We start from the raw sequence: 21,964 nt of genomic DNA, 5'->3' as shown, positions 1-21,964 counted from the left end.
AAGGCTTCATCGCAGAATGCGACCGGCGGGGCCAAAACGCAACGAGAGCCGTGCGCCGGTCACACGTGCCCGGCACGACTCACTTCTCCAGGCCGTAGCGTTGGAGCTTTCGATAGAGCGTGGAGGTGTTGATGCCGAGGATCGACGAGGCCTTTCGCTTCTGCCACCCGGTCTCCTCGAGCACGCGGATGAGATGCCTCTTCTCCAACTCCTCGAGCGTGAGGGAAGAGAGATCCGCCTCGTCGATCGGGCTGCTCTCCGCGCGGCTCCGCACGCGCATCGGAAGATCGTCCGGCGTGATGAGATCCTTGTCGTGAAGGATCACCATGCGCTCCATGATGTTCTCGAGCTCCCGCACGTTCCCCGGCCACCCGTAATGAAGCAGGATCTCCATCGCTTCGGGCGTGATCCGCTTCCTTCCCTCCGCATCGAAGCGCTTCAGAAAGTGATCGACGAGAATCGGAATGTCCTCTTTCCTCTCGCGGAGGGGCGGGACGTGCATCGGGATGACGTTCAGACGATAGAAGAGATCCGCCCGGAAGGTTCCCTCATGAATCTTTTCCTCGAGATCCGCGTTCGTCGCCGCGATGAGGCGGACGTTCACGCTGATCGGCCGGGTGCCGCCGACCGGGATGATCTCGCGTTCCTGAAGGACGCGGAGGAGCTTCACCTGAATCACCGGGGTCGTTTCTCCGACCTCGTCGAGAAGGAAGGTCCCTCCGTTCGCCACGGCGAAAAGCCCCTCCTTGTCGCGCACCGCCCCGGTGAACGATCCCTTCACGTGTCCGAAGAGCTCGCTCTCCAGAAGGCTCTCCGGAAGCGCGCCGCAATTGATCGAAACGAACGGGCCATCCGCGCGCGCCGACGCGAAGTGGATCTCGCGAGCGATCACCTCTTTCCCCGTCCCGCTCTCGCCATAGATCAGCACGGTCGAATCGCACGCCGCGACCCGCTGCACGAGACGGTAGACTTCCTCCATCTTCGGGCTTCGGCCGACAACCTTCCGGGTATCGTGATGAAGTCGCAGCTCCCTCTTCAAAAGGCGGTTCTCCACGCGGAGCTTCCTGTGCTCGAGCGCCTTCCGGATGACGAGCTTGATCTCCTCGTTCTTGGCCTGTTTCGTCAGGTAATAGAACGCGCCGCGGTTCACCGCCTCGATCGCGGTCTCCTGGGACGCGTACGCCGTGAGGATGATCACGGGGAGCGAAGAATCGATCTCCTTCACGCCCGAAAGCACGTCGAGCCCGTCGACGCCGGACATGCGGATGTCGGTGATCACGATGTCGAACGGCTCCTCAGCGACCGCCTTGAGCGCTTCCTTCCCCGACCCGGCCGTTCGAACCTCGTGCCCCTCCTTGCGAAGCATGATGGAGAGGAACTGGCACATGCTCTCTTCGTCGTCCACGATTAGGATACGGGAGGACGTCATGACGGCGATTCCTCGTTCTTCTTTCCCGTTCCGATCGTCCGCGCGGAAGCGCCGCACGGGCTTTCCGCCGCCGGACGAGCGCCGGAACGAACTGCGGTTTCCTCTCTCGGGAGAAGAACCGTGAAGGTGGTTCCCTCGTGATCGCTTCTTACGTCAATCTTCCCCTGGTGGCTCACCACGATCTTCTGCGCGAGCGGTAGCCCAAGCCCGACGCCTCCCTTCTTCGTCGTGAAGAAGGGGCGAAAGAGATCGGCCCGCGCTCGCGCCCCAATTCCGGGCCCCGTGTCCGAAACCGAGAGGGCCACGGCGGATACCGGATCGTTTTCCGGAGATGCCTGGAACGCGCGAACCGCTTGAGTTCGCACCGCGAGCGTTCCCCTCTCCCCCATCGCCTCGAGAGCGTTCGTGACGAGGTTGAGAAGAACGCGGCGGAGCTGTTCGGCGTCCCCGCGCACCGTGAAGCGCTCCCCAGGCGGATCGAAGCGGATCGTGACACCGGATCCCCGCTTCGGGTGAGCCGCGGCGAGGTCCCGAATCTCCTCGAGGAGCGCGGTGATATCGACCGGACGGCGCTCCGTCGGGCCCGTACGCGCAAAGGAGAGGAAGTCCTCGACGATCCGATGCAGGCGGTCCGACTCGCGCACCACGATCTCGAGAAGCCTGGCATTCTCTCCGCCGACCGAAAGCTCCGCTTGAAGGACCTGAACGGACCCGCTGATCGTCGCCAACGGATTCCGGATCTCGTGCGCGATTCCCGCCGACAACTCCCCGATCGCCGCCAGACGATCGACGTGACGCACATGCTCCTCCATCCTTCGCACGTCCGTGAGATCCTGAAAGATGCAGACGACCCCCGCCACGTTTCCCGTCTCGTCGCGAAGCGGCGACGCGCTCATGCCGATCGGCACCATCTCCCCGGATGCGGAGACGAGCGTCGTTTCCTGCCGCAGCACGTCGCCCCAACCGGAGAGAATCCCCCTGAGGAGCGTGACGAGGGGCGGCGACGCCTTCTCCAGATCCTCCTCGAAAGGCCTCCCGAGCACGGTGCGTGCCTCGAGACCTGTGATCTTCTCGGCCGTCCGATTGAAGTGCACGATCCTCCCCGCCTCGTCCACCGTGAGAAGGCCGCTCGAGAGGCTCCCCACGATCTGGTCGGTGTTGAGGCAGGCGCGGCGGAGGCGTGTTCGCACGGCGGCGAGCGCTTCGCCCCCGCGATAAACGCGCACAGAGAGATATCCCGATACGACAGCGAGGAGAAAGAACGTGATCGTGTAGAGACCGATCTGGAGCGCGAAAAGGCGGCTTCCCTCCTCCGCCGACGCGGCCGGCGGGAAGAGCCCGGCGAGCTCCACGATCCTCTCCCCGCCGAAGACGAGGTGGAGAGAAAGATGCGCCCCGTGAACCGCCGCGCAGAGGAGCGCGATCAGGATTGTTCCCCGGAGAAGGAGAAAACGGGAGCCGGCCGAGATGATCAAGATATAAAGGAGTGCAAAGGGGGAGGCGAAATCCCCCGTGTAGTGGATGATTCCGGTCGCGAGCCCGATGTCTACGAGGAGCTGGAGAACCGCCTGAAACCGGAAGTTTCTCCCCCTCTTCACGCCCGCCCAGTAGACGGCGGAGAGAAGGACCGTGATCCCCAGCATGGCGAAGAAGGGCCTGTTCCACCTCTCGAGACCCCCGTCTCCGCGAAGGAAGAAGATCCCGAGCCCGAGGATGGCCGATACCACGACGAGCCGAAGCGCGACGAGCGCCCGGAGCGAACGCCTGACCGACGCCTCGTCTCTTTCCCGATCCGCGCGTTCCAAGGCCGACCCCCGCCTACTGGTTCGCCATGATGACGTTGACCATCTTGAAGATCGGAAGGTACATGGCGACCACCATCCCGCCCACCATGCCTCCCATGAGAACGATCATGAGCGGCTCGATGATCGAGGTGAGCCCCTCGACCGCCGCGTCGACCTCCGCCTCGTAGAAGTCGGCGATCTTGCCGAGCATTTCGTCGAGAGCGCCCGTCTCCTCGCCGATCGCGATCATCTGCACCACCATCGGCGGGAAGACCCCCGAGACGCGAAGAGGTTCCGCGATCGTTTGTCCCTCGCGGATGCTGACACGGGTCTGCATGATCGCATTGTGAACGACCATGTTCCCGGCCGTCCGCGCGGTGATGCCAAGACCGTCCAGAATCGGCACGCCGCTCGCGATGAGCGTCCCCAAAGTCCGCGTGAAGCGGGCGACCGCCGCCTTGCGCAGAATGTCGCCGATCGCCGGAACCCGAAGAAGAATCGTGTCGATTCGAAGCCGCCCCTTCTCGGTCGCTCGGTAGCGGTTGAAGAGAAAGATCCCCGCCGCGAGTGCCGCCACGAGGAGGTACCACTGGCCTCGCAGGAAGCCGCTCGCCCCCATCACGATCCGAGTCGGAAGCGGAAGCGTGCCGCCGAAATCGCTGAACATCTTCGCGAAGGTCGGGATGATGAACACCAGCATGAAGACCGTCGCGAGCACGGCGACGGTGAGGACCACCGACGGATAGATCATCGCGGTCTTCACTTTTCTCTTCAGCGCGTCCAGCTTTTCGAGAAAAATCGAGAGCCTCTGGAGAATCTCGTCCAGGATGCCTCCCGACTCGCCCGCCTCCACCATCGCGATGTAGAGGTCGGGGAAGATCGACTTGTGCTTCGCGAGACCCTCGGCGAGCGTGGAGCCGGTTTCCACGTCCCTCGTGACCTGCTGGATCGCGTCGCGGAAGCGCTCCTTTGTGACCTGTTTCGCGAGCGTGTCGAGGCACTGCACGATCGGGAGGCCCGCGTTGATCATCGTGGCGAATTGGCGCGTGAAGACCGCAAGGTCGTTCGTCTTGACCGATCCCCGCTTCTTCCCCTTCGCGCGCGTCTTCTTCTCCTTCACCTCGGTCGCGATCACCCGCCGCTTCCGGAGAACGTTCCCGAGCTCCTTCCGGTTCTCGACGGCGGTCTCCCCCGAGACGATCTCACCCGTCGCCGTCTTCCCCTTCCACGCATAGGTTACCGTCATGGGGAATCCTTCTTACGCTCGGGACGCGACCGGCGCATCGGCTCGCCCGAGCATCTGCTCGAGTTCGCGCGGATCCTGGCTCCGCTCGAGAGCGGCCTCCCGAGAGAGCATCCGCCGCCGGATCGCATGGAAGAGCGACTGGTTCATCGTCTGCATCCCGAACTTCGCGCTCGCCTGCATCATGCCGTAGACCTGATGAATCTTCCCTTCGCGGATGACGGCGCGGATCGCCGGCGTGCAGACGAGAACCTCCGCGATGAGAACCCGGCCCGGGCCGTAGCTCCGCGGGACGAGCTGCTGGCAGATCACTCCCTCCAAAACGAAAGCGAGCTGGGCTTGGACTTCGTTCTTCTGGCCGGCCGGAAAGACGTCGACGATTCGATTGATCGATTCCGCCGCCGAGTTCGTGTGGAGCGTCGCGAGCGCGAGATGGCCGGTTTCCGCGATCGTGAGCGCCGCTTGGATCGTCTCGAGGTCGCGCATCTCGCCGATCAGGATCACGTCCGGATCTTGCCGGAGGACGTACTTGAGGGCGGCGTGGAAGGAGACGGTGTCGGCGCCGACCTCCCTCTGGTCGATCGTCGAGGACTTGTTCCGGTGCACGTACTCGATGGGATCCTCGATCGTGATGATGTGCGACCGGCGCTCCTCATTGATCTTGTCGATGATCGACGCGAGGGTGGTCGACTTCCCGCACCCGGTCGGCCCGGTCACGAGAATGAGCCCCTTCGGCTTCTGGGCGAGCTCCTGCACGATCGGCGGAAGCCCGAGCTCCTCGAACGAGAGGATCTCGAACGGAATGCGCCGGATCGCGACGGAGACCGAACCTCTTTGCATATAAACATTCGCGCGGAAGCGGGAGACTCCCCGGATTCCGAACGAGAGGTCGAGCTCCTTGTCCTTCTCGAAGCGCTTCCTCTGATCCTCAGTGAGGATCGAGTACGCGAGCTGGAGAACCGCCTCGGGGCCGAGCGGTTCCGCCGTCCGGCTCGACGTCAGATCTCCGTCGATGCGGAGCTGCGGCGGATGCCCGGCGGAAAGATGGATGTCCGACGCGTTCCTTTCCAGCATCTCCTCCAACAGCACTCGAAGCGACGGCATGCGCGCTCCTTTCGAGGTCAAGCCGCGGACGTCTCCCGGAGAACTTCCTCGATCGTCGTGATTCCCTTTTCGATCTTGCGGATGCCGTCCTGGCGAAGCGTGAGCATCCCTTCCTCCACCGCCCGGTCCCGAATCTCGTCCGCCGAACGGCGATCCAGGATCATCCGCGAGACCGCGGGCGTGATCGGCATCACCTCGAAGAGCCCCTGCCTTCCCGAATACCCCGACCCGTTGCAGGCGTCGCACCCTTTCCCCTTCTTGAAGGAGATCTTCGAAGCCCACGCTTCCGTGACGCCGAGCTCGGCGAGCGCCTCCGGGTGCGGCTCGATCTCCTCGGCGCACCGCGCGCACGTTCGGCGGATGAGACGCTGGGCGAGAATGAGCCGCACGGAGGACGAAACCAGGAAGGGCTCCACCCCCATGTCGATGAGACGATTGATCGTGCTCGGCGCGTCGTTCGTGTGCAGCGTCGAGAGCACGAGGTGCCCGGTGAGCGCCGCCTTCACCGCGATGCCGGCCGTCTCGAGGTCGCGGATCTCGCCGACCATGATGATGTTCGGGTCCTGCCGGAGAAACGAGCGGAGCGCCGAGGCGAACGTGAGGCCGGCCGCCTCGTTGATCCCCACCTGATTGATCCCTTCGAGGTTGTACTCGACCGGGTCCTCGGCGGTCAGGATGTTCGTGTCCGGCGTGTTCACCGTCGAGAGGGCCGAGTAGAGGGTTGTCGTCTTCCCGCTCCCGGTCGGCCCGGTCACGAGGACCATTCCCCACGGCGACCGGATCGCGCGCTCGAAGTTCCGCCGCGCGAGCTCCTCGAATCCGAGCTTCGAGAGATCGACGCTCAGGTTCGACTGGTCGAGAACGCGCATCACCACCTTTTCCCCGAAAACCGTCGGAAGGGTCGACACGCGAAGATCGACCGTCTTGTCGTGCAGGCGGATCTTGATGTTGCCGTCCTGCGGCGTCCTCTTCTCGGCGATGTCGAGAGAGGCCATGATCTTCACGCGTGAAGCGATCGCGTTCTTCATCCGGATGGGCGGGCCCATCACGGTGTAGAGGGTCCCGTCGATCCGGAAACGGACACGGAGCTGCTTCTCGAACGGCTCGATGTGGATGTCGCTCGCTCTCCGGTGAACCGCCTCGGCGATCATCGAGTTGACGAGCTTGACCACGGGCGCGTCGGAGGCCTCATCGACGGAGACCCCAGCGTCCGGCTCGACCTGCGAGTCGAGGACCTCGACGTCCTCCTCCTCGAAGTCCTTCATGAGGTTCTCGAGCGCTTCGGACGAGTTGTCGTAGTACGCTCCGATCGCCTCGCGGATCTTCGATTCGACCGCCACCACCGGCTGGATCTCGAGCCCGGTGAGGAACTTGATGTCCTCCACCGCGTAGATGTTCGTCGGGTCGGCCATCGCGAGCTGGAGGGTCCGGCCTTGCCTCCGAATCGGGATCACGTTGAAACGGGAGCAGATCTCGTGCGGAACGAGGTCGAGGACCGCCCGGTCCGCCTCGAGCGCGCGAAGGTCCGCGGGCGGCAGCTTGAACTGCGCGCTGAGGAAATCGAGGAGGTCCTGCTCGGACAAGAGCCCCAGCTTGACCAGGCAGCTATCCGTCGGATCGCCCGAGGACTCCCTCTGCTTCCGGAGCTTCTGGAATTGCTCCGGAGTGAGACGCTCCGAGCGAAGAAGAAGATCCGCGAGATCCAAGCCCATCGTCCTTTCCGCTCGTTTCCCGGCCGGCATCCGCCTCCCGACCGCCCGAAGCGCTTCCACCCTCGCTTCCGGCCGTTCGATCCTCGATTGTCACGAGCGGCGCGATCCTCTCGATCGTCTTCCGCCCGATTCCGGGCACCCGGTCCAGGTCGCCGAGCGATCGGAACGGCCCGTGCGCCTCGCGCCACTCGACGATGAGGCGCGCCTTCTTCGGACCGATCCCGGGGAGCGTCTCCAGCGCGGGGGCGCCGTCTCGGTTCAAATCGACCCGCGCGCGCAGCGCCTCGACCATCGCAGGGCTCGGATCCGAGGCCGGCGCCTCCTCGAGCGGCTCCCCTTCCGCTTCCTCCACGTTCTCCGCGCGCGGCGCGCTCTCGACCGTGCGACCGCTTTCCGTCGCCGGTGGAGGCTCCTGCCCCCGTAGTTCGAACCATCGGACCGCGCTGCCGAAGAGAACAAGAACGGCAACCGCGATCGCCAATCGGCGTTCTTCTTCCGTCATGGCATCCCTCCCGGCCGTCCGGAAGAGACGCCCCCTAAGCTGATCCTGCCTTCCCACGAATCGGCAGTTGGAGGAGTTTCTGAACAGGTCCAGACGGCGGAATCTTATGTTTCACAACGATTTAGACGGATTTGTTCCCGCTTACAGAGAATCGGGGAGAATGGGGGAAACGTTCCGTGGGAACGCTTGGGAGTCCCGGGGAAGAAACGGACCGAGGCCGCGCCCTACCCGTTCGTACCGATCAGAGCTCGTCTTCGAGGCCGAGCGCGCGGAGCTTCTCCACGAGGGCCCGCACGTCCTGCGCGCGCTCTCTCGGACAGACCAGAACCGCGCGGTCGGTCTCGACGACGACAACCCCGTCGAGCCCGATCGTCGCGATCAGACGTCCTCCCGAGCGGATGACCGAGCCGCGCGTGTCGAGGCCGACGTGCCGCCCGTCGACCTCGTTCCCCTCCGCGTCGCGCGGAAGGAGATCGCCGAGCGCGCTCCAGCTCCCGACGTCGTTCCACGCGAAATCGGCGCCGATCGCGGCGATGTTCGAAGCCTTCTCCATCACCGCGTAGTCGATCGAGAGCGCGGGGAGCTTCGGGTATGTCTCCTCGAGAACCGGGTAGAGATCCTCGGCGGAGGCCGCGCGAAACGCCGCGATCGCGGCCCGCGCTCCCTGAACGTGCCGGAGAAGGGCCTCCTCGATCGCGTCCATCCGCCAGAGGAATATCCCGCTGTTCCAGAGATGCCGTCCCGACGCGAAGAACCTCTCCGCCGTCTCGCGGTTTGGCTTCTCCACGAAGCGCGCCACCTCGTGCACCGCGCGGCCGCGCCGGACGGCGCGCCGCTCGCCGATCTCGAGATATCCGTAGCCGGTTTCTGGGCGCGCCGGCCGAATCCCCAGCGTGAGAAGCGCCTTCTCGGTTCGGCAGAACTCCTCGCCCGCGCGGAGCGTCTCGTGAAAGAGGGGGACGTCTCCGATCGCGTGGTCGGCGGGAAGGACAACCATCACCTCGTCTGAGCCGCCTCCCCGATCGGCGCGCGCGACCGCCAGAACGATCGCCGGCGCCGTGTTCCTTCCCGTCGGCTCTCCGATCACGTTCTCCGCGGGGAGCATCGGCGCCTCGCGCCTCGCCCGCTCCGTGAACGACCCTCCCGTCACCACGAAGATCCTCTCCGCCGGAACGAGGGGGAGAACGCGGGCGACCGTCTCGGCGAGAAGCGAGCGGCCGCCGAGAAGGGGGAGGAACTGCTTCGGCTCCGACGCGCGGGAGACCGGCCAGAAGCGCGTGCCGCTCCCCCCCGCGAGAATCACGGCGATCATCTCAGGCGAACACCTCGTCCGGAACGGAAACGTGCCCGCGAAGCGCATCCCCGACCGTTCGGCGGATCCTCGCGAGCGCATCGGCGCTCTTCGCCTCGAACCGAAGAACGAGAACCGGCTGCGTGTTCGAGGCGCGAAGAAGCCCCCACCCATCCCCGAAGTCGATCCGCGCCCCGTCGATGTCGATCACCTCGTGCGTCGCGCGGAAACGGTCCCGCACCTTCTCGACGACCTGGAACTTCACCGCGTCCGGGCAGTCGATTCGGATCTCGGGGGTCGAGAAGTAGCGCGGGATTTCGGCCGCGATCGCGGAGAGCGGCCGCCCTTCGTTCGCGACGATTTCGACGAGGCGGCAGGAGGCGTAGATCGCGTCGTCGTAGCCGTAGTAGCGGTCGGCGAAGAAGACGTGGCCGCTCATCTCCCCCGCGAAGGGACCGCGCTCCTCCTTCATCTTCCGCTTGAGGTGCGAATGGCCCGTCTTCCACATGAGCGGCCTTCCGCCCGCCTCCTCGATCGCCTCGACGAGACCCTTCGAACACTTGACGTCAAAAACAATCGTCGCGCCCGGGTTCGATCGAAGAACCGAGCGTGCGAAGATGCCGGTCAGCGTGTCGCCGAAGAGGATCTCTCCCTTCTCGTCGACCGCCCCGATCCGGTCCGAATCACCGTCGTAACCGACGCCGAGCTCGCTCCCGCTCTCGCGGACCGTCCGGATCAGCGTCTGGATGTATTTCGGAACGGTCGGGTCGGGGTGATGATTCGGGAAGCGGCCGTCCGGCTCCTCGAAGAGGGAGATCACCTCGCAGCCGAGCTTGCGGAAGATCGGGACGGCGATCGGCCCCCCGGTCCCGTTGCCCGAATCGACGACGAGGCGGACCTTGCGCGGGATCCGGATGCCGCGCACGATCTCCTCGATGTAGTCCTCGCGCACGTCCATCCGGCGAACCGTGCCGCTCCCCTTCTCGAACTCCCCCTTCTCCACGAGCGCGCGGATCACCTGGATGTCCGGCCCGAAGATCGGCGTCGTCCCGTGACAGATCTTGAAACCGTTGAACTCGGGCGGGTTGTGGCTCCCCGTAATCATGAGGCCGGCCGCGAACGAATCCTCTCCGCCGCGCGTCGCCGCGTAGTAGAGGAGCGGCGTGGGGACCATGCCGATGTCGACGCAATCGAGCCCGCACGCGTTCAGGCCCTCGATCACCTGCGCGCAGAGGGATTCCGAGCTGAGGCGGACGTCGCGCCCGACCACCACCTCTCCCTCGTGGCGGCGCTTCACGTAGGTCCCGATCCCGCGGGCGATCCGCCGGACATGTTCCGGCGGAAGGTCCTTCTCGACCACCCCCCGAATGTCGTACTCGCGAAAGATCTCCGGATTCATGCGATCCCCTTTTGCCCGGAGCGATTCACGATCGGTTCAAGCATCTTGTTCGGTCTTGTCCGCCGCGGACGACGGAATCCTTCTCGGTTCGAAGCGATGGAGGCGGTCCTTCATCTCCCGCGGCATCGTGTTCGACAGGACGCGGACCACCTCGATGAGCGGTTGGTGGAACTTGGAGCCCGCAAGGACGCGCGCGCCTCCGGGGAAGTAGATCGTCGCGACGAGAAAGAGGGCGCCGAGAAAGACCGCGCCGATCCCGACGCCGCAGACCCCTCCGAGCAGCCGGTCGATCAGGGAGAGCGGGGTTCCCGAGATGACGCCCGTGATCGCCAGACCGACGAGCCGCACGGCGAGGGCGGTGATGACGAAGAGAAGGAGAAACACGCCGAGACGAAGCGCGATCTCCGCCTCCGGACGCGACGTGCTCCAGCGCATCGCGAGCGCGAGGTGGAAGCGCGAGGCGATGATCCAGCCGGCGCCGATGGCGAGAAGCCCGAAGAGCGAGCGGAGAAACCCGCGCCGGAAACCGTGGATCAGGAAAAGCAGGAGAAGGATAGCGATCAGGATGTCGATGACGCCGAGGGTTCGAAAAGTATCCATCTTACCCGTCCGTGAAGGCCCACACGAGCCCAAGGTAGATCTGACGGCTGCCAGAAAGGACGCCGTCGGTCCCCTCCAGCGGGCCGTCGATGTACTCGACTTGATGCCCGAGCACCTGCTCCATCTCTGCGAAGAGATCGGTCCCCCGCACGTTCAGCGTGACCCGCCCGCGGAGAGTGAAGTAGTCCTCCATCGGCGCGGACCGACCCGGCGCGCGCCGGTCGGATCGCCACTCGCCGAGGAGGTCCATGCGCGGCACGGCGGGGAACCGGGGAATCGAGCGCTCGTAGGAGACCCGCCCGCGCGCCAGATGATCGGAGTGGTACGGCAAGGGATCGGGCTTCCCTTTCTCCCGCGCGCGGATCCACGCGTACGATCCCTCCCACTCGACCGCGCCGGCCCTCCCCTCGAAGGAGGCCTCCACGCCGTCCGTCCTCTCGTCGATCCGCATGAAGCTCTCCAAGTGGGCGTCGACGGAGAGGAGATGGTCGACGCCATTTCCTTCACGTCGAAACCATCGAACCTTCGGGCGAAGAGGAAGGAACCCAAAGCCGATTCCCGCCTCGGCGGAGCGGACGACCCCGGGATCGGCATCGTCCGCGATCCATCGCCGCACCGCGCGTTCCTCGCGGAAACGCCCCGCGCGGAAGAACCCCGGAAGGACCCCGCTCCACGCGAATGAGACCTCCGCGGCGAGGCTCCCTCTCTCCCCCTTCTCCGCGCCGCCGAGAAGCGCGACCGATGCGTCGCCCCAAGGGACCGGGGCGAACGAGCCCCCCGCGGACACCGCCCCTCGGGCGCTCTCCCGTCGCGATCCGTCCGCTTCCGCCTCGCGCTTCTCGCCGCGGAGGGCGACCGCGATCCCCGCGCCCCGCGCGCGGAATGCCCGCGAGAGACGAAGGCCGCTCCGCTCGTCGACGACCGATGTCGACGCGTACGCGGCGTCCGCCGCATCCGCGCGGGAGTGTATCGACGTCCGGTAGGCTTGTCCATTCATTCCGGGAGCGAGAAGCTCGATCGCGAGAACCTCTCGCTCGTCGCTCGCACGATGCGAGAACCGCTGCCGGAGATCTCGGTCGAGAAGAACCTCCTCGCCGTCGTGGCGGCGGAGCCGCGCGCGGAGAAGGAGCGAGGGCCCCAGGCGCGCCTCGGCGGCGATGCCGCTGGAGAACGCGCGCTGGCTGTCCACGGTGAACGCATCCGCCTTGCGGAACTGCCCGTCGAACCGGAGGGCGAGCCGACTCGTCACGTCCCGGACAAGGCCGAAGCGATAATCCCGAAAGCCGTCCGCCCCGCGATCGGCGGCGACCACGCTCCTCGGGGGTCCCCCCAGCCACGGCTCTTCGTCGAGGAGGATCGCGCCTCCGGGAGCCGCAAGGGCGAGCTCGGGGAGAAGGCGCGGCCCCGCGAGCGCGAACGTTCCGATCCCCTGGCGCGGGAGCGCTCCGGCGTTCGGAAGCCCGCCCGCCTCGCGCGGCCAGAGGATCCCGTCGACCAGAACGAGCGGCGCCCCGGTCCCGCCGACGCGGATCGTCTCGAAGTAGGCCGGCGGACCGAAGCGGTCGGCGCGCGCGACCGGTCGCGCGGCGGCGGCGTCCGCGAACGAGCGGGGAGCGTAAAACGAGAGATCGGCGGCGCGGAGCGTCCATGCGGAGAACGAGTCGAGCCGAGGGGAGACGCCGCGGAGGAGCGAGTCGACGGGGACGGGCGGTCTCGAGGGGGCGGCCGGCTTCTCCTCCGGGGGCGGAGCCGCGTCCTCGATCGAGTCCGGGGCCGCAGGAGAGGCGGGCCCCGGCGCCATCGGAAGAGCCGCGCCCTTCTTCGGCGGCGGCGTTTCCTCGTCCGCGTACGCGAAGCTCGGAAAGGTAGCAACGATCGGAAGCAGGAGCACGAGGATGAACGAGATGCTAACGGCCGACCGCGAGGCGGAGGCGAAGGAAGCGCTCTTCGGTGAGCCCGTAGTGGCCGAGGATGGTCGCCCCGAACTCGAAACCGTGGTAGTCCGAGCCGCCGGTCGGAACGAGTCCCAGCCGCCGGCTGACGGTCTGGAAACGCTCGATGTCCCGTTGCGAGTGCTTCGGATGCCACACCTCCAACGCGGCCAGGCCCTCTCCCGCCAGCTCCGGGAGCAGATCCTCCACGCGACTGACGCCGGGGTGCGCGACCGACGCGATTCCCCCCGCCTCCCGAATGAGATCGATCCCGTCGAGAGGGGTCAGGAAGCGCTTCGGCACCGCCGCCGGCTTGCCGTCCCCGATGTACTTGCGATAGACGCTCTCCGTGTCCGGGGCCCATCCGCCCCGCACCAACGCCTCGGCGATGTGCGGCCTCCCGACGAGCCCGTTCCGCGTGAGCCCCATCACGTCTTCGAGGTCCAAATCTATTTGATAGGTCCGGAGCCGGTCAATGATCGTCTCGGCGCGGCGGATTCGCTTTTCGCGCATCCGCGCGAGCTCGGCGCGAAGCCTCCGGTGGTCCGGATCGACCCAGTAGCCGAGGATGTGGACCTCGTCGTTCCCCTCCGTGCACGAGAGCTCGAGGCCGGGGACCACCTCCGGAGCGCCTTTCCGCGAGGCGGCGATCATCGGCTCGATTCCGTCGAGGGTGTCGTGGTCGGTCAGGGCGATGACCGAGAGCCCGGCGTATCCGGCCCGTATGAGCAGCTCGGGGGGAGGGACGAGCCCGTCGGAGAAGTCGGAATGAAGATGCAGGTCCGCGAAGATCTCTCCCAAGCGCGCCCTCGCCCGATGCTTGAACTATGGAGCAACCGGGGAGCGGCCGCTCCGAACGGCACTAAGCCGACATGCGCGCGATCCTCGCGCGCACATCGCGGAACTCGGGATCCCGCTCCTCGACGAGGCGGAACTCGCGAAGCGCGCGATCCTCGTTTCCTAGTCTCTCATAGGCGAGGCCGCGAAGAAAGCGAATCCCGAGGCCCTCCTCCGTCTCCAGAGGGAGAAGACCCTCGAGCAGGCGTACGCATTCCTCGTAGCGCCCGAGATCGAGAAGGACCGCGGCGCGCATCTCGTCCGAGGAGGAGCGAAGCTCCGGCGAGGCGGCGGATTTCTCGAACTCGGCGAGCGCCTCCTCGAGAAGCCCCATCTCCTTGTAGGACATCCCCATGTCGTAATGGGACTGGTAGTCCTCCTTCCCGATGATCTTGCTGACGCCGTTCTGGAACTCGCGGAGGATCTCCTCGACCGGCACGAAGTCCGCGTCGCGGGGAGCGGGCGCCGCGAAGGGCCCCATATCCGGCTCGGGGGCGGGCCGCGCGCGTTCGAGGGGGAGAAGCTCGACCTCGTCTTCGGAAACCGGAGGGCGCGGCGCGACCGGCCGGAGAGCCTCGTCGCGGACGGGCCTTCCCTCCCGCAGAGAGGAGGAGCGCGGCAGGACCTCCCGGCCGATCGGCCGCGGGGCCGGCTCGGCCCGGCTGTGGTCGAGGCTCTCGAAGGCTTCCTCACCGGCGGGAGGGAAAGCGGACGGCGCGCACGGAGGAACGAGATCGAGGGGTGCGTGCGCCTCCCCTTCGTTCAGAAGGGAAAGGGGATCGGTGCGTTCGCTCCTCTCGAGCTCGTGAAGCCGGGTCGCGATCCGGTCCCCGTCCGCAATTCTTCCCGCGTCCCGATAGCCTTGCAACGCGGCCCGAAGATCGACCATTCCCTCGTCCGGAAGCGAGAGGGCAAGGAAGATCTCGCCGAGCCGCTCGCGGACCTCCGGGTCGCCGGCCAGGATCTCGCGGACGCGCCCGCCCGTGCGGAGAACCGCCTCCGCGTCGCCGATCTCCGCCGTCCGAGCAGCGTAGACCATGTAGTGCTTGACCGCCTCGCGCGCGAGACCTTGAGAGAAGAAGAGAGCGCCGAGCTGCTCGATCGCATGGATCCGGTGGGGATACTGGCGGAGCATCTTGCGGCAGACGCCGATCGCGTTCCCGAAGAGACCTTCCTGCGAGTAGCGGTCGACCGCCTTCTGGTACCATCCGTATGCGTCGTCCGGCTCCCCCTTGCGATGGTAGAGATCGCCGAGAAGGTTGCAGGCGATCGGTGGGCACGGGTCCGATTCGGCCAGCTTCCGGTACTCGTACGCCGCGCCGTCGAAGTCCCCCCTCCTCTCGCAATCCCTCGCCTTCTTGAGAATCTCGGAATTCGACGCCAAGGGTCTCTCCCGCCGGGTGGACCGATCCAGAGGAGGGCGGCCGCCCCCTTGTTTCTCCTTGTCTAGAACGAGTTTCGGCCGTCCCGGCCTTTCCTTGACCGCACGTCGCCTCGCGGGCCGACCGATGGGACAGGAAAGACGAATGTGCGGAAGAAATCGAAAGCGAGCGAGGAGGCTCTCGCTCGGATCCTGCACGCGTTTCCGTCGCCAGGACGCGCGCGGGATCCGAGCTACACGGTCGGTCCGACGAGGTTCGGGCGGCGGCGGCGGCGGATCGGGAGCCCGTTCTTCACGACCGTCTCGACGAGGTTCGTTCCGAAGCGGTACGGGATCGCCGCGGGGTGCGTCGCGCGAAGAAGAATGCAGTCCGCTTTCTTTCCGGCCTCGATCGTCCCGATCGAATCGAGAAGGCCGAGCGCGGCGGCGGCGTTTCGCGTCGCCCCGAGGATCGCCTCGGGGAGCGTGAGCCCCTCGAGCGAGCAGGCGAGCGAGAGGACCACGCTCATCGACTCGGTGAACGAGCTTCCGGGATTGCAGTCGGTGGCGAGCGCGATCGGAAGCGCGTTCCTTCGCATCCGCTCCACGTCGGCGAAGGCTCTCTTCGCGAGCCCGATCGCGGTTCCGGGGAGAAGGATCGCGATCGTTCCGCTTCTCGCCATCTGGGCGCATCCCTCTTCCGTGACCGCGAGGAGATGATCCGCCGAGACCGCTCCGACCTCCGCCGCGAGCTCGCCTCCGCCGATCGAGACGAACTCCTCGGCATGCAGCTTGGGAAGAAGCCCGTGCCGCTTCCCCGCCTCGAGGATCGCGCGCGACTCCTCGATCTCGAAGACCCCCTTCTCGCAGAAGACGTCGCAGAAGCGCGCGAGACCGCGGGCGCGGGGAATCATCTCGTCGATGACGAGCCGGACGTAGTCCCGGGTCCGCCCTTCGTACTCCTCGGGGATCTCGTGCGCCCCGAGAAACGTCGGCACGATCTCGATCGGGTGCGCTTCGTTCAGCTGCGCCATCAATCGAAGCGCGCGAATCTCCTGATCCGTCGTGAGCCCGTACCCGCTCTTCCCCTCCACCGTCGTGGTTCCGTACGCGAGGAACGAATCGAGACGCCTTCGGCCCGCGTCGAGAAGCTCCTCGTCACTTGCCGCGCGGAAGGCGCGCACCGTCTTCCGGATCCCTCCTCCCCTTCGGCGGATCTCGAGATAGTCCACCCCCTCCACGCGCATCGCGTACTCGTCCTCGCGCGTCCCCACGAAGAGGAAGTGCGTGTGCGGATCGATGAAACCGGGGAGCACGAGCCGCCCGCGGCCGGAAAGCGTCTTCGTCTTCGGCGTGATCGAGACGCGGCTCTCGACGTCCGCCGTCGTTCCCACCGCGACGAACTTCCCGCGGCGGATCGCGATCGCTCCGTTCTCGACGATCCCGAGATCGCCCCACGCCGGGTTCGAAAGCGGTCCCGGCTTTCCGCCCGCCGCCGTCACGAGACAGGCGATGTTCCGAATGAGAAGCTCGCAGCGCTCCTTCACGGTTTCACCTCCTCCCGCATCGGGATGCGGATCCCCTTCTCGCCGGCGAAGCGGATCGCTTCCTCGTAGCCGGCGTCGGCGTGGCGGAGAACGCCGGTGCCCGGATCGCACGTGAGGACCCGCGCGAGCGCGCGTTCCGCCCGTTCGCTCCCGTCGGCGACGATCACCACCCCCGCGTGGATCGAGTAACCGATGCCGACCCCGCCTCCGTGATGCACCGAGACCCACGAGGCGCCGCACGCCGCGTTCAAGAGCGCGTTCAGGATCGGCCAGTCCGCGATCGCGTCGGAGCCGTCCTTCATACCTTCCGTCTCGCGATACGGCGAGGCGACCGATCCGCAATCGAGATGATCCCGTCCGATCACGACCGGCGCGCGGATCTCCCCCTTCCGGACCAGATGGTTGATCTTGTCGCCGAGAAGCGCGCGCTCTCCGTAACCGAGCCAGCAGATTCGCGCGGGGAGCCCTTGAAACGCGATCCGCTCCGCCGCCATCCGGATCCAGCGCGCGAGCGACTCGTTCTCGGGGAACGTCTCGAGAACGAGCGCGTCGGTGCGCCGAATGTCGGCCGGATCTCCCGAAAGCGCGGCCCAGCGGAAGGGACCTTTCCCGACGCAGAAGAGCGGACGGATGTACGCCGGCACGAACCCGGGGAAATCGAACGCGTTCTTCACGCCGTACGCCTCGGCCTGCGCGCGGATGTTGTTCCCGTAGTCGAAGACGACCGCGCCGGCCTTCCGGAGAGCGAGCATCCCCTCGACGTGCGCGGCGACCGCGCGTCCGGCGCGCGCGACGTGCTCGTCCGGGTTCTTCGCGCGAAGCAGGGTCGCCTCGGCGAGCGTCATGCCGTTCGGCACGTATCCGTTCAGGAGATCGTGCGCGGACGTCTGATCGGTGACGACATCCGGCGCGAAACCGCGCCTCGCGATCTCCGGAACGGCATCCGCTGAGTTCGCGAGGAGCGCGATCGAGCGCGCCTCCTTCTTCTTTCGATACAACTCGGCGCGGCGAAGCGCCTCGTCGAGATCGTCGACCTGTTCGTCGCAGAAGCCCTTCTCGACGCGCCTTTCGATCCGGGCCGGATCCACCTCGACCGCGAGGCAGACGCCGCCGTTCATCGTGACGGCGAGCGGCTGCGCGCCGCCCATCCCGCCGAGACCTCCGGTGAGCACGATCCTCCCCGCGAGGCTCCCTCCGAAATGCCGTCTCGCGAGCTCGGCGAGCGTCTCGTAGGTCCCCTGGATGATCCCTTGCGTCCCGATGTAGATCCAGGATCCGGCCGTCATCTGTCCGTACATGATGAGGCCCATCCGCTCGAGCTCGCGGAACTTCTCCCAGGTCGCCCAGGCGGGAACGAGAAGCGAGTTCGCGAGAAGGACGCGAGGCGCGTCCGCGCTCGTGCGAATGACGCCGACCGGCTTCCCCGACTGCACGAGAAGGGTCTCGTCGTTTTCGAGGCGCCGAAGCTCGCGCAGGATCGCGCGAAACGCCTCCGGGCTCCGGGCCGCCTTTCCGGAGCCGCCGTAGACGATCAGCTCTTCCGGCTTCTCGGCGACCTCCGGGTCGAGGTTGTTCTGGATCATTCGGTACGCGGCTTCCTGCACCCATCCCCGGCAGGCGAGGCTCTGGCCGCGCGGCGCTCGGACCGTCTCCATTCCGCTCATGCTCTATTCCCCCGCACTGAGCGCGCGCTCCACACGCTCGAGAAGACTTCCTTCATCCATCAATCGAACGACGCGCTCGATGTCCCGGCCGAGCGCTCGGTCCTCCGCGACCGGAGGAACCGCTTCGCGGATCGCCTCGACCGCCGCCTCGAGCGCGCGGCTCGAACGGACGGGCCTCCGGAAACCGATCCCTTCCGACGCCGCGAGAAACTCGATCGCGACGATCCGCTTCACGTTCTCGACGACCTCCCTCGCCTTCCGCGCGGCGTGAAAGCCCATGCTCACGTGATCTTCTTGACCGGCCGACGTCGGGATCGAATCGACGGAGGCCGGATGCGAGAGGACTTTGTTTTCCGACGCGAGCGCGGCCGCGGTGTACTGGGCGACCATATAGCCGGAGTGAAGGCCGGGGTCCCTCGCGAGAAACGGCGGAAGACCGGAGACCTTCGGATCCACGAGGCGTGCGACGCGCCTCTCGGCGATGTTCCCGACCTCCGAAGCCGCGATCGCGAGGAAGTCGGCGGCGAGGGCGACCGGTTCCCCGTGAAAGTTTCCACCTGAAAGGATTCGTCCGTCCTCGGCGAAGCAGAGGGGGTTCCCCGTCGCGGAGTTCAGCTCGATCTCGACCGTCCGGCGGACGTCCTCGAGAACATCCCCCGCCGCGCCGATCACGACCGGCGCGCATCGGATCGAGTAGGCGTCCTGGGTCTTCGGGATCAGGCGGTGCGACTCGCGGATCGCGCTCCCCGCGAGGAGCGCGCGGAGCCTCCGGGCGGCGCGGGCGCCTCCCGGATGCGGGCGCACGCGGAAGAGAGCCGGGTCGAACGCATCGTCCGTTCCGTGAAGCGCATCTGCGGAGAGCGCGGCCGCGATCAAGGCGTGTTCGCGCGTGATCTCCATGTCGTGCACCGCGAGCGCGAGGATTCCCGAGATCCCCTGCGTCCCGTTGATGAGACCGAGCCCCTCCTTCGGACGAAGAACGAGAGGCGGAACTCCCGCCCGCCGGAGCCCTTCCGCCGCGGCGATCCTCTTCCCCTCCCACCGAACTTCCCCCTCGCCCACGAGGGCGAGCGAGAGATGCGCGAGGGGCGCGAGATCGCCGCTCGCCCCGACCGATCCGATCGACGGGATCACCGGAAGGAGATCTCGCGCGAGGCACGCGACGATTGTCGCCGGGATCTCGAACCGCACGCCGTCGTAGCCTTTGAGGAGCGAGTTCGCCTTCGCGAGGAGGATCGCGCGCGTCGCCCGGTCGTCGAGAGGAGGGCCCACCCCCGCGGCGTGGCTTCGCACGAGGTTCCGCTGGAGCGCCGCTAGATCCTTCTCGTCGATCAGCGTATCGGCGAGGTCGCCGAAGCCGGTGTCCACGCCGTAGACGACGCGCCGCTCCGCGATCGCCGCCTCGACGAGCGCTCGGCTCTTCTCCATTCGCCCGCGGGCCTCCGGATCGATCCGCGCCTCGCGCCGGCGCGCCGCCGCGTCCGCGACGTCCCGAACCGTGAGGTTCTCGCCGGTGAGAACGATCGGCTCCATCACTTCTCCTCGATCATCGAGAGAAATTCCTTCTCTCCGATCACGCGGACGCCGAGCGTCTCCGCCTTCGTCTTCTTCGATCCGGGGGATTCCCCCGCAACGACGAGGTCGGTCTTCGCGCTGACCGAAGCGACCACCTTGCCGCCTGCCGCCTCGATCTTGTCGCGCGCTTCTTCGCGCGTGAGGCTCGCGAGGGTTCCGGTGAGGACGATTCTCTTCCCTCGAAGAGGCGACGCTCCCTCCGAGGTGTGTTCGACCGGAGCCGGACGGACGCCGGCCGCGAGGAGGTTCTGGGCGAGAAGCCTACCCTTCGCGCTCTCGAAGAAGTGGAGCACGGAGCGAGCGACGACCGGTCCGACGTCATCGACGGCTGCAAGCTCCGCCTCTTTCGCGCGCATCGTCTTCTCGATCGTCCCGAAGCGAAGGGCGATCGCCCGCGCCGTCGTTCGGCCCACGTGGCGGATTCCGATCGCGAAGAGGAAGCGGTCGAATGGGCGCGTCTTGCTCTCCTCGATCGCTCGAAGGAGGTTCTCCGCCGACTTCTCGCCGAAGCGCTCGAGCGGGACGAGAGCCTCCTTTCGAAGGCGGTAGAGATCGGGGATCTCGGCGAGAAGCCCTGAGTCTGCGAGCTGTTCGACGACCTTGATACCCAAACCTTCGATGTCCATCGCATCGCGCGATGCGTAGTGGACGATCCGCCGGCGCACCTGCGCGGGGCAGCTCGGGTTCTCGCAGCGGACGACGACCTCTCCCTCCGCACGCTCGAGAGGCTCCCCGCACACCGGGCATTCGTCCGGGAATCGAAACGGCTTTTCGTCTCCCTTTCGCTCCCCGGGCTCGACACCGAGAATCCGCGGGATGATCTCGCCGCTCTTCTCGATCCGGACGCGGTCTCCGACGCGCGCGTCCAGACGCCGGATCTCCTCTTCGTTGTGAAGGGTCGCGCGGCGGACCACCGTGCCGGCCAAGCGGACCGGATCGACCTCGGCGACCGGCGTCACCGCCCCGGTGCGGCCGACTTGGAGAACGATGCGGCGGATCACGGTCGTCTTCTTCTCCGCGGGGAACTTGTAGGCGATCCCCCAACGCGGGCTCTTCGACGTCGCACCGAGCCGATCGTGGAGCGAGAGGTCGTTCACCTTGACGACGACCCCGTCCGTTCCGTACGGAAGGCGGTGCCGCTCCTCGCTCATCTCCTCGCAGCGCCGCACCACCGCGTCGATCCCGCGGCAGAGAGAGACTCCTTCGGTGCGGGCGAAGCCGAACGCGCGAAGGGCCTCGATCGCTTCCGTCTGCGTTCTCACACCGAGAGCGAGAGGGGAGACGATCTGGTACGCGAGAAAGCGAAGCGGTCTCTTCGCGACCTCCGCAGGATCGAGGAGCTTAAGCGATCCGGCGGCCGCGTTCCGAGGGTTCGCGAAGGGGCGCCCGCCCGTTTCCTCCTGTCTTTCGTTCATCTTCTCGAGATCGGCGAAGCGAAGGTAGACCTCGCCTCGAACCTCGACGTCGACCGGATCCCCCCGAAGACGGAGCGGGATCGAGCGGAGGGTTCTCAGGTTCGCGGTGATGTCGTCGCCGGCCCTTCCGTCCCCGCGCGTCGCGCCCCTTGCGAGGACGCCCTGATGATAGCTCAGCGCGACCGCCACGCCGTCCAGCTTGAACTCGACGGCGTAATCGAGTATCTCGGCGCGAAGGAGCTTTCGCGTGCGCGCGTCGAACTCCACGAGCTCTTCCGGTGAGTAGGTGTTGTCGAGGGAGAGCATCGGAACCGAATGGACGACCGTTTCGAACTTGTCCGAGGGAGCCCCGCCGACGCGAAGGGTCGGAGAGTCGGGCGTCCGGATCTCCGGGTGTTCCCGTTCAAGCGCGGCCAGGCGTTCGAGAAGCCTGTCGAACTCGTAATCCGAGATCGCGGGGGCGGCTTCTTCATAATAGAGACGGTTGTGCTCCTCGATCTCCTCCCGGAGCCGTTTGGCTTCCTCGCGCACCGATCGCGGGACCGTCCGCATGGCCGCATCCCTTCCAGAG

The 21,964-nt window shown here is 66.5% G+C and carries 16 protein-coding genes; all 16 read right to left on the bottom strand.

The window, feature by feature from the left end:
* Positions 1-79 precede the first annotated feature (79 nt).
* The 16 genes from FJY73_00310 to ligA all read right to left on the bottom strand — a co-directional run bounded on the left by FJY73_00310 (position 80) and on the right by ligA (position 21,945).
* On the bottom strand, positions 80-1,429 hold the full coding sequence (locus FJY73_00310) for a sigma-54-dependent Fis family transcriptional regulator (GenBank protein ID MBM3319104.1): 1,350 nt from the start codon (positions 1,427-1,429) through the stop codon (positions 80-82).
* The gene (locus tag FJY73_00305) at positions 1,426-3,234 is read right to left on the bottom strand and encodes a PAS domain S-box protein (protein MBM3319103.1); all 1,809 of its coding nucleotides are present in this window, start codon (positions 3,232-3,234) and stop codon (positions 1,426-1,428) included. The genes FJY73_00310 and FJY73_00305 overlap by 4 nt, the downstream gene beginning before the upstream one ends.
* Before the next feature lie 13 nt (positions 3,235-3,247).
* Positions 3,248-4,459 (bottom strand): type II secretion system F family protein, encoded by a 1,212-nt coding sequence (locus FJY73_00300; protein ID MBM3319102.1) that lies wholly within the window; start codon positions 4,457-4,459, stop codon positions 3,248-3,250.
* Positions 4,460-4,471: 12 nt separating this feature from the next.
* Positions 4,472-5,560, bottom strand: coding sequence for a type IV pilus twitching motility protein PilT (locus FJY73_00295; protein ID MBM3319101.1), 1,089 nt, complete (start codon positions 5,558-5,560; stop codon positions 4,472-4,474).
* A gap of 17 nt (positions 5,561-5,577) precedes the next feature.
* Positions 5,578-7,272 carry a type IV-A pilus assembly ATPase PilB gene (pilB, locus tag FJY73_00290; GenBank protein MBM3319100.1) on the bottom strand — a complete coding sequence of 565 codons (1,695 nt, stop codon included), beginning with the start codon at positions 7,270-7,272 and terminating at the stop codon, positions 5,578-5,580.
* On the bottom strand, positions 7,166-7,564 hold the full coding sequence (locus FJY73_00285) for a helix-hairpin-helix domain-containing protein (GenBank protein MBM3319099.1): 399 nt from the start codon (positions 7,562-7,564) through the stop codon (positions 7,166-7,168). The genes pilB and FJY73_00285 overlap by 107 nt, the downstream gene beginning before the upstream one ends.
* A gap of 451 nt (positions 7,565-8,015) precedes the next feature.
* Entirely contained in the window at positions 8,016-9,134 is a 1,119-nt protein-coding gene (locus tag FJY73_00280; GenBank protein MBM3319098.1) for a mannose-1-phosphate guanylyltransferase, read from the bottom strand.
* Complete coding sequence (locus tag FJY73_00275; GenBank protein MBM3319097.1) at positions 9,088-10,464, bottom strand: phosphomannomutase/phosphoglucomutase; 1,377 nt, start codon at positions 10,462-10,464, stop codon at positions 9,088-9,090. Before FJY73_00275 ends, FJY73_00280 begins: the two co-directional genes overlap by 47 nt.
* Before the next feature lie 36 nt (positions 10,465-10,500).
* Positions 10,501-11,064 carry a CvpA family protein gene (locus tag FJY73_00270; GenBank protein MBM3319096.1) on the bottom strand — a complete coding sequence of 188 codons (564 nt, stop codon included), beginning with the start codon at positions 11,062-11,064 and terminating at the stop codon, positions 10,501-10,503.
* Position 11,065: 1 nt separating this feature from the next.
* The gene (locus FJY73_00265) at positions 11,066-12,955 is read right to left on the bottom strand and encodes a hypothetical protein (protein ID MBM3319095.1); all 1,890 of its coding nucleotides are present in this window, start codon (positions 12,953-12,955) and stop codon (positions 11,066-11,068) included.
* Between the two features lie 16 nt (positions 12,956-12,971).
* Complete coding sequence (locus FJY73_00260; protein MBM3319094.1) at positions 12,972-13,796, bottom strand: PHP domain-containing protein; 825 nt, start codon at positions 13,794-13,796, stop codon at positions 12,972-12,974.
* 61 nt (positions 13,797-13,857) lie between these two features.
* Positions 13,858-15,216 carry a tetratricopeptide repeat protein gene (locus FJY73_00255; protein ID MBM3319093.1) on the bottom strand — a complete coding sequence of 453 codons (1,359 nt, stop codon included), beginning with the start codon at positions 15,214-15,216 and terminating at the stop codon, positions 13,858-13,860.
* A 230-nt stretch (positions 15,217-15,446) separates the two neighbouring features.
* Positions 15,447-16,739, bottom strand: coding sequence for an imidazolonepropionase (locus FJY73_00250; protein ID MBM3319092.1), 1,293 nt, complete (start codon positions 16,737-16,739; stop codon positions 15,447-15,449).
* Positions 16,736-18,403: a urocanate hydratase gene (gene hutU / locus FJY73_00245; protein MBM3319091.1), complete on the bottom strand. Its 1,668-nt coding sequence runs from the start codon at positions 18,401-18,403 to the stop codon at positions 16,736-16,738. The genes FJY73_00250 and hutU overlap by 4 nt, the downstream gene beginning before the upstream one ends.
* Before the next feature lie 3 nt (positions 18,404-18,406).
* Positions 18,407-19,936, bottom strand: coding sequence for a histidine ammonia-lyase (gene hutH, locus FJY73_00240; protein ID MBM3319090.1), 1,530 nt, complete (start codon positions 19,934-19,936; stop codon positions 18,407-18,409).
* Positions 19,936-21,945 (bottom strand): NAD-dependent DNA ligase LigA, encoded by a 2,010-nt coding sequence (gene ligA / locus FJY73_00235; GenBank protein MBM3319089.1) that lies wholly within the window; start codon positions 21,943-21,945, stop codon positions 19,936-19,938. Before ligA ends, hutH begins: the two co-directional genes overlap by 1 nt.
* Between the last annotated feature and the right edge of the window lie 19 nt (positions 21,946-21,964).

This window comes from Candidatus Eisenbacteria bacterium (genome assembly GCA_016867715.1).
Taxonomy (GTDB): Bacteria; Orphanbacterota; Orphanbacteria; order Orphanbacterales; family Orphanbacteraceae; genus VGIW01.
Note: the sequence above shows the minus strand (reverse complement) of the source record. Positions and strands in the feature narration are given on the sequence as shown.

Excerpts from the sequence above, each read along its gene's own strand:
- FJY73_00310 (MBM3319104.1), bottom strand. The coding sequence starts at position 1,429 with ATGACGTCCTCCCGTATCCTAATCGTGGACGACGAAGAGAGCATGTGC.
- FJY73_00300 (MBM3319102.1), bottom strand. The coding sequence starts at position 4,459 with ATGACGGTAACCTATGCGTGGAAGGGGAAGACGGCGACGGGTGAGATC.
- FJY73_00295 (MBM3319101.1), bottom strand. The coding sequence starts at position 5,560 with ATGCCGTCGCTTCGAGTGCTGTTGGAGGAGATGCTGGAAAGGAACGCG.
- pilB (MBM3319100.1), bottom strand. The coding sequence starts at position 7,272 with ATGGGCTTGGATCTCGCGGATCTTCTTCTTCGCTCGGAGCGTCTCACT.
- FJY73_00285 (MBM3319099.1), bottom strand. The coding sequence starts at position 7,564 with ATGGTCGAGGCGCTGCGCGCGCGGGTCGATTTGAACCGAGACGGCGCC.
- FJY73_00280 (MBM3319098.1), bottom strand. The coding sequence starts at position 9,134 with ATGCGCTTCGCGGGCACGTTTCCGTTCCGGACGAGGTGTTCGCCTGAG.
- FJY73_00275 (MBM3319097.1), bottom strand. The coding sequence starts at position 10,464 with ATGAATCCGGAGATCTTTCGCGAGTACGACATTCGGGGGGTGGTCGAG.
- FJY73_00270 (MBM3319096.1), bottom strand. The coding sequence starts at position 11,064 with ATGGATACTTTTCGAACCCTCGGCGTCATCGACATCCTGATCGCTATC.
- hutU (MBM3319091.1), bottom strand. The coding sequence starts at position 18,403 with ATGAGCGGAATGGAGACGGTCCGAGCGCCGCGCGGCCAGAGCCTCGCC.
- hutH (MBM3319090.1), bottom strand. The coding sequence starts at position 19,936 with ATGGAGCCGATCGTTCTCACCGGCGAGAACCTCACGGTTCGGGACGTC.
- ligA (MBM3319089.1), bottom strand. The coding sequence starts at position 21,945 with ATGCGGACGGTCCCGCGATCGGTGCGCGAGGAAGCCAAACGGCTCCGG.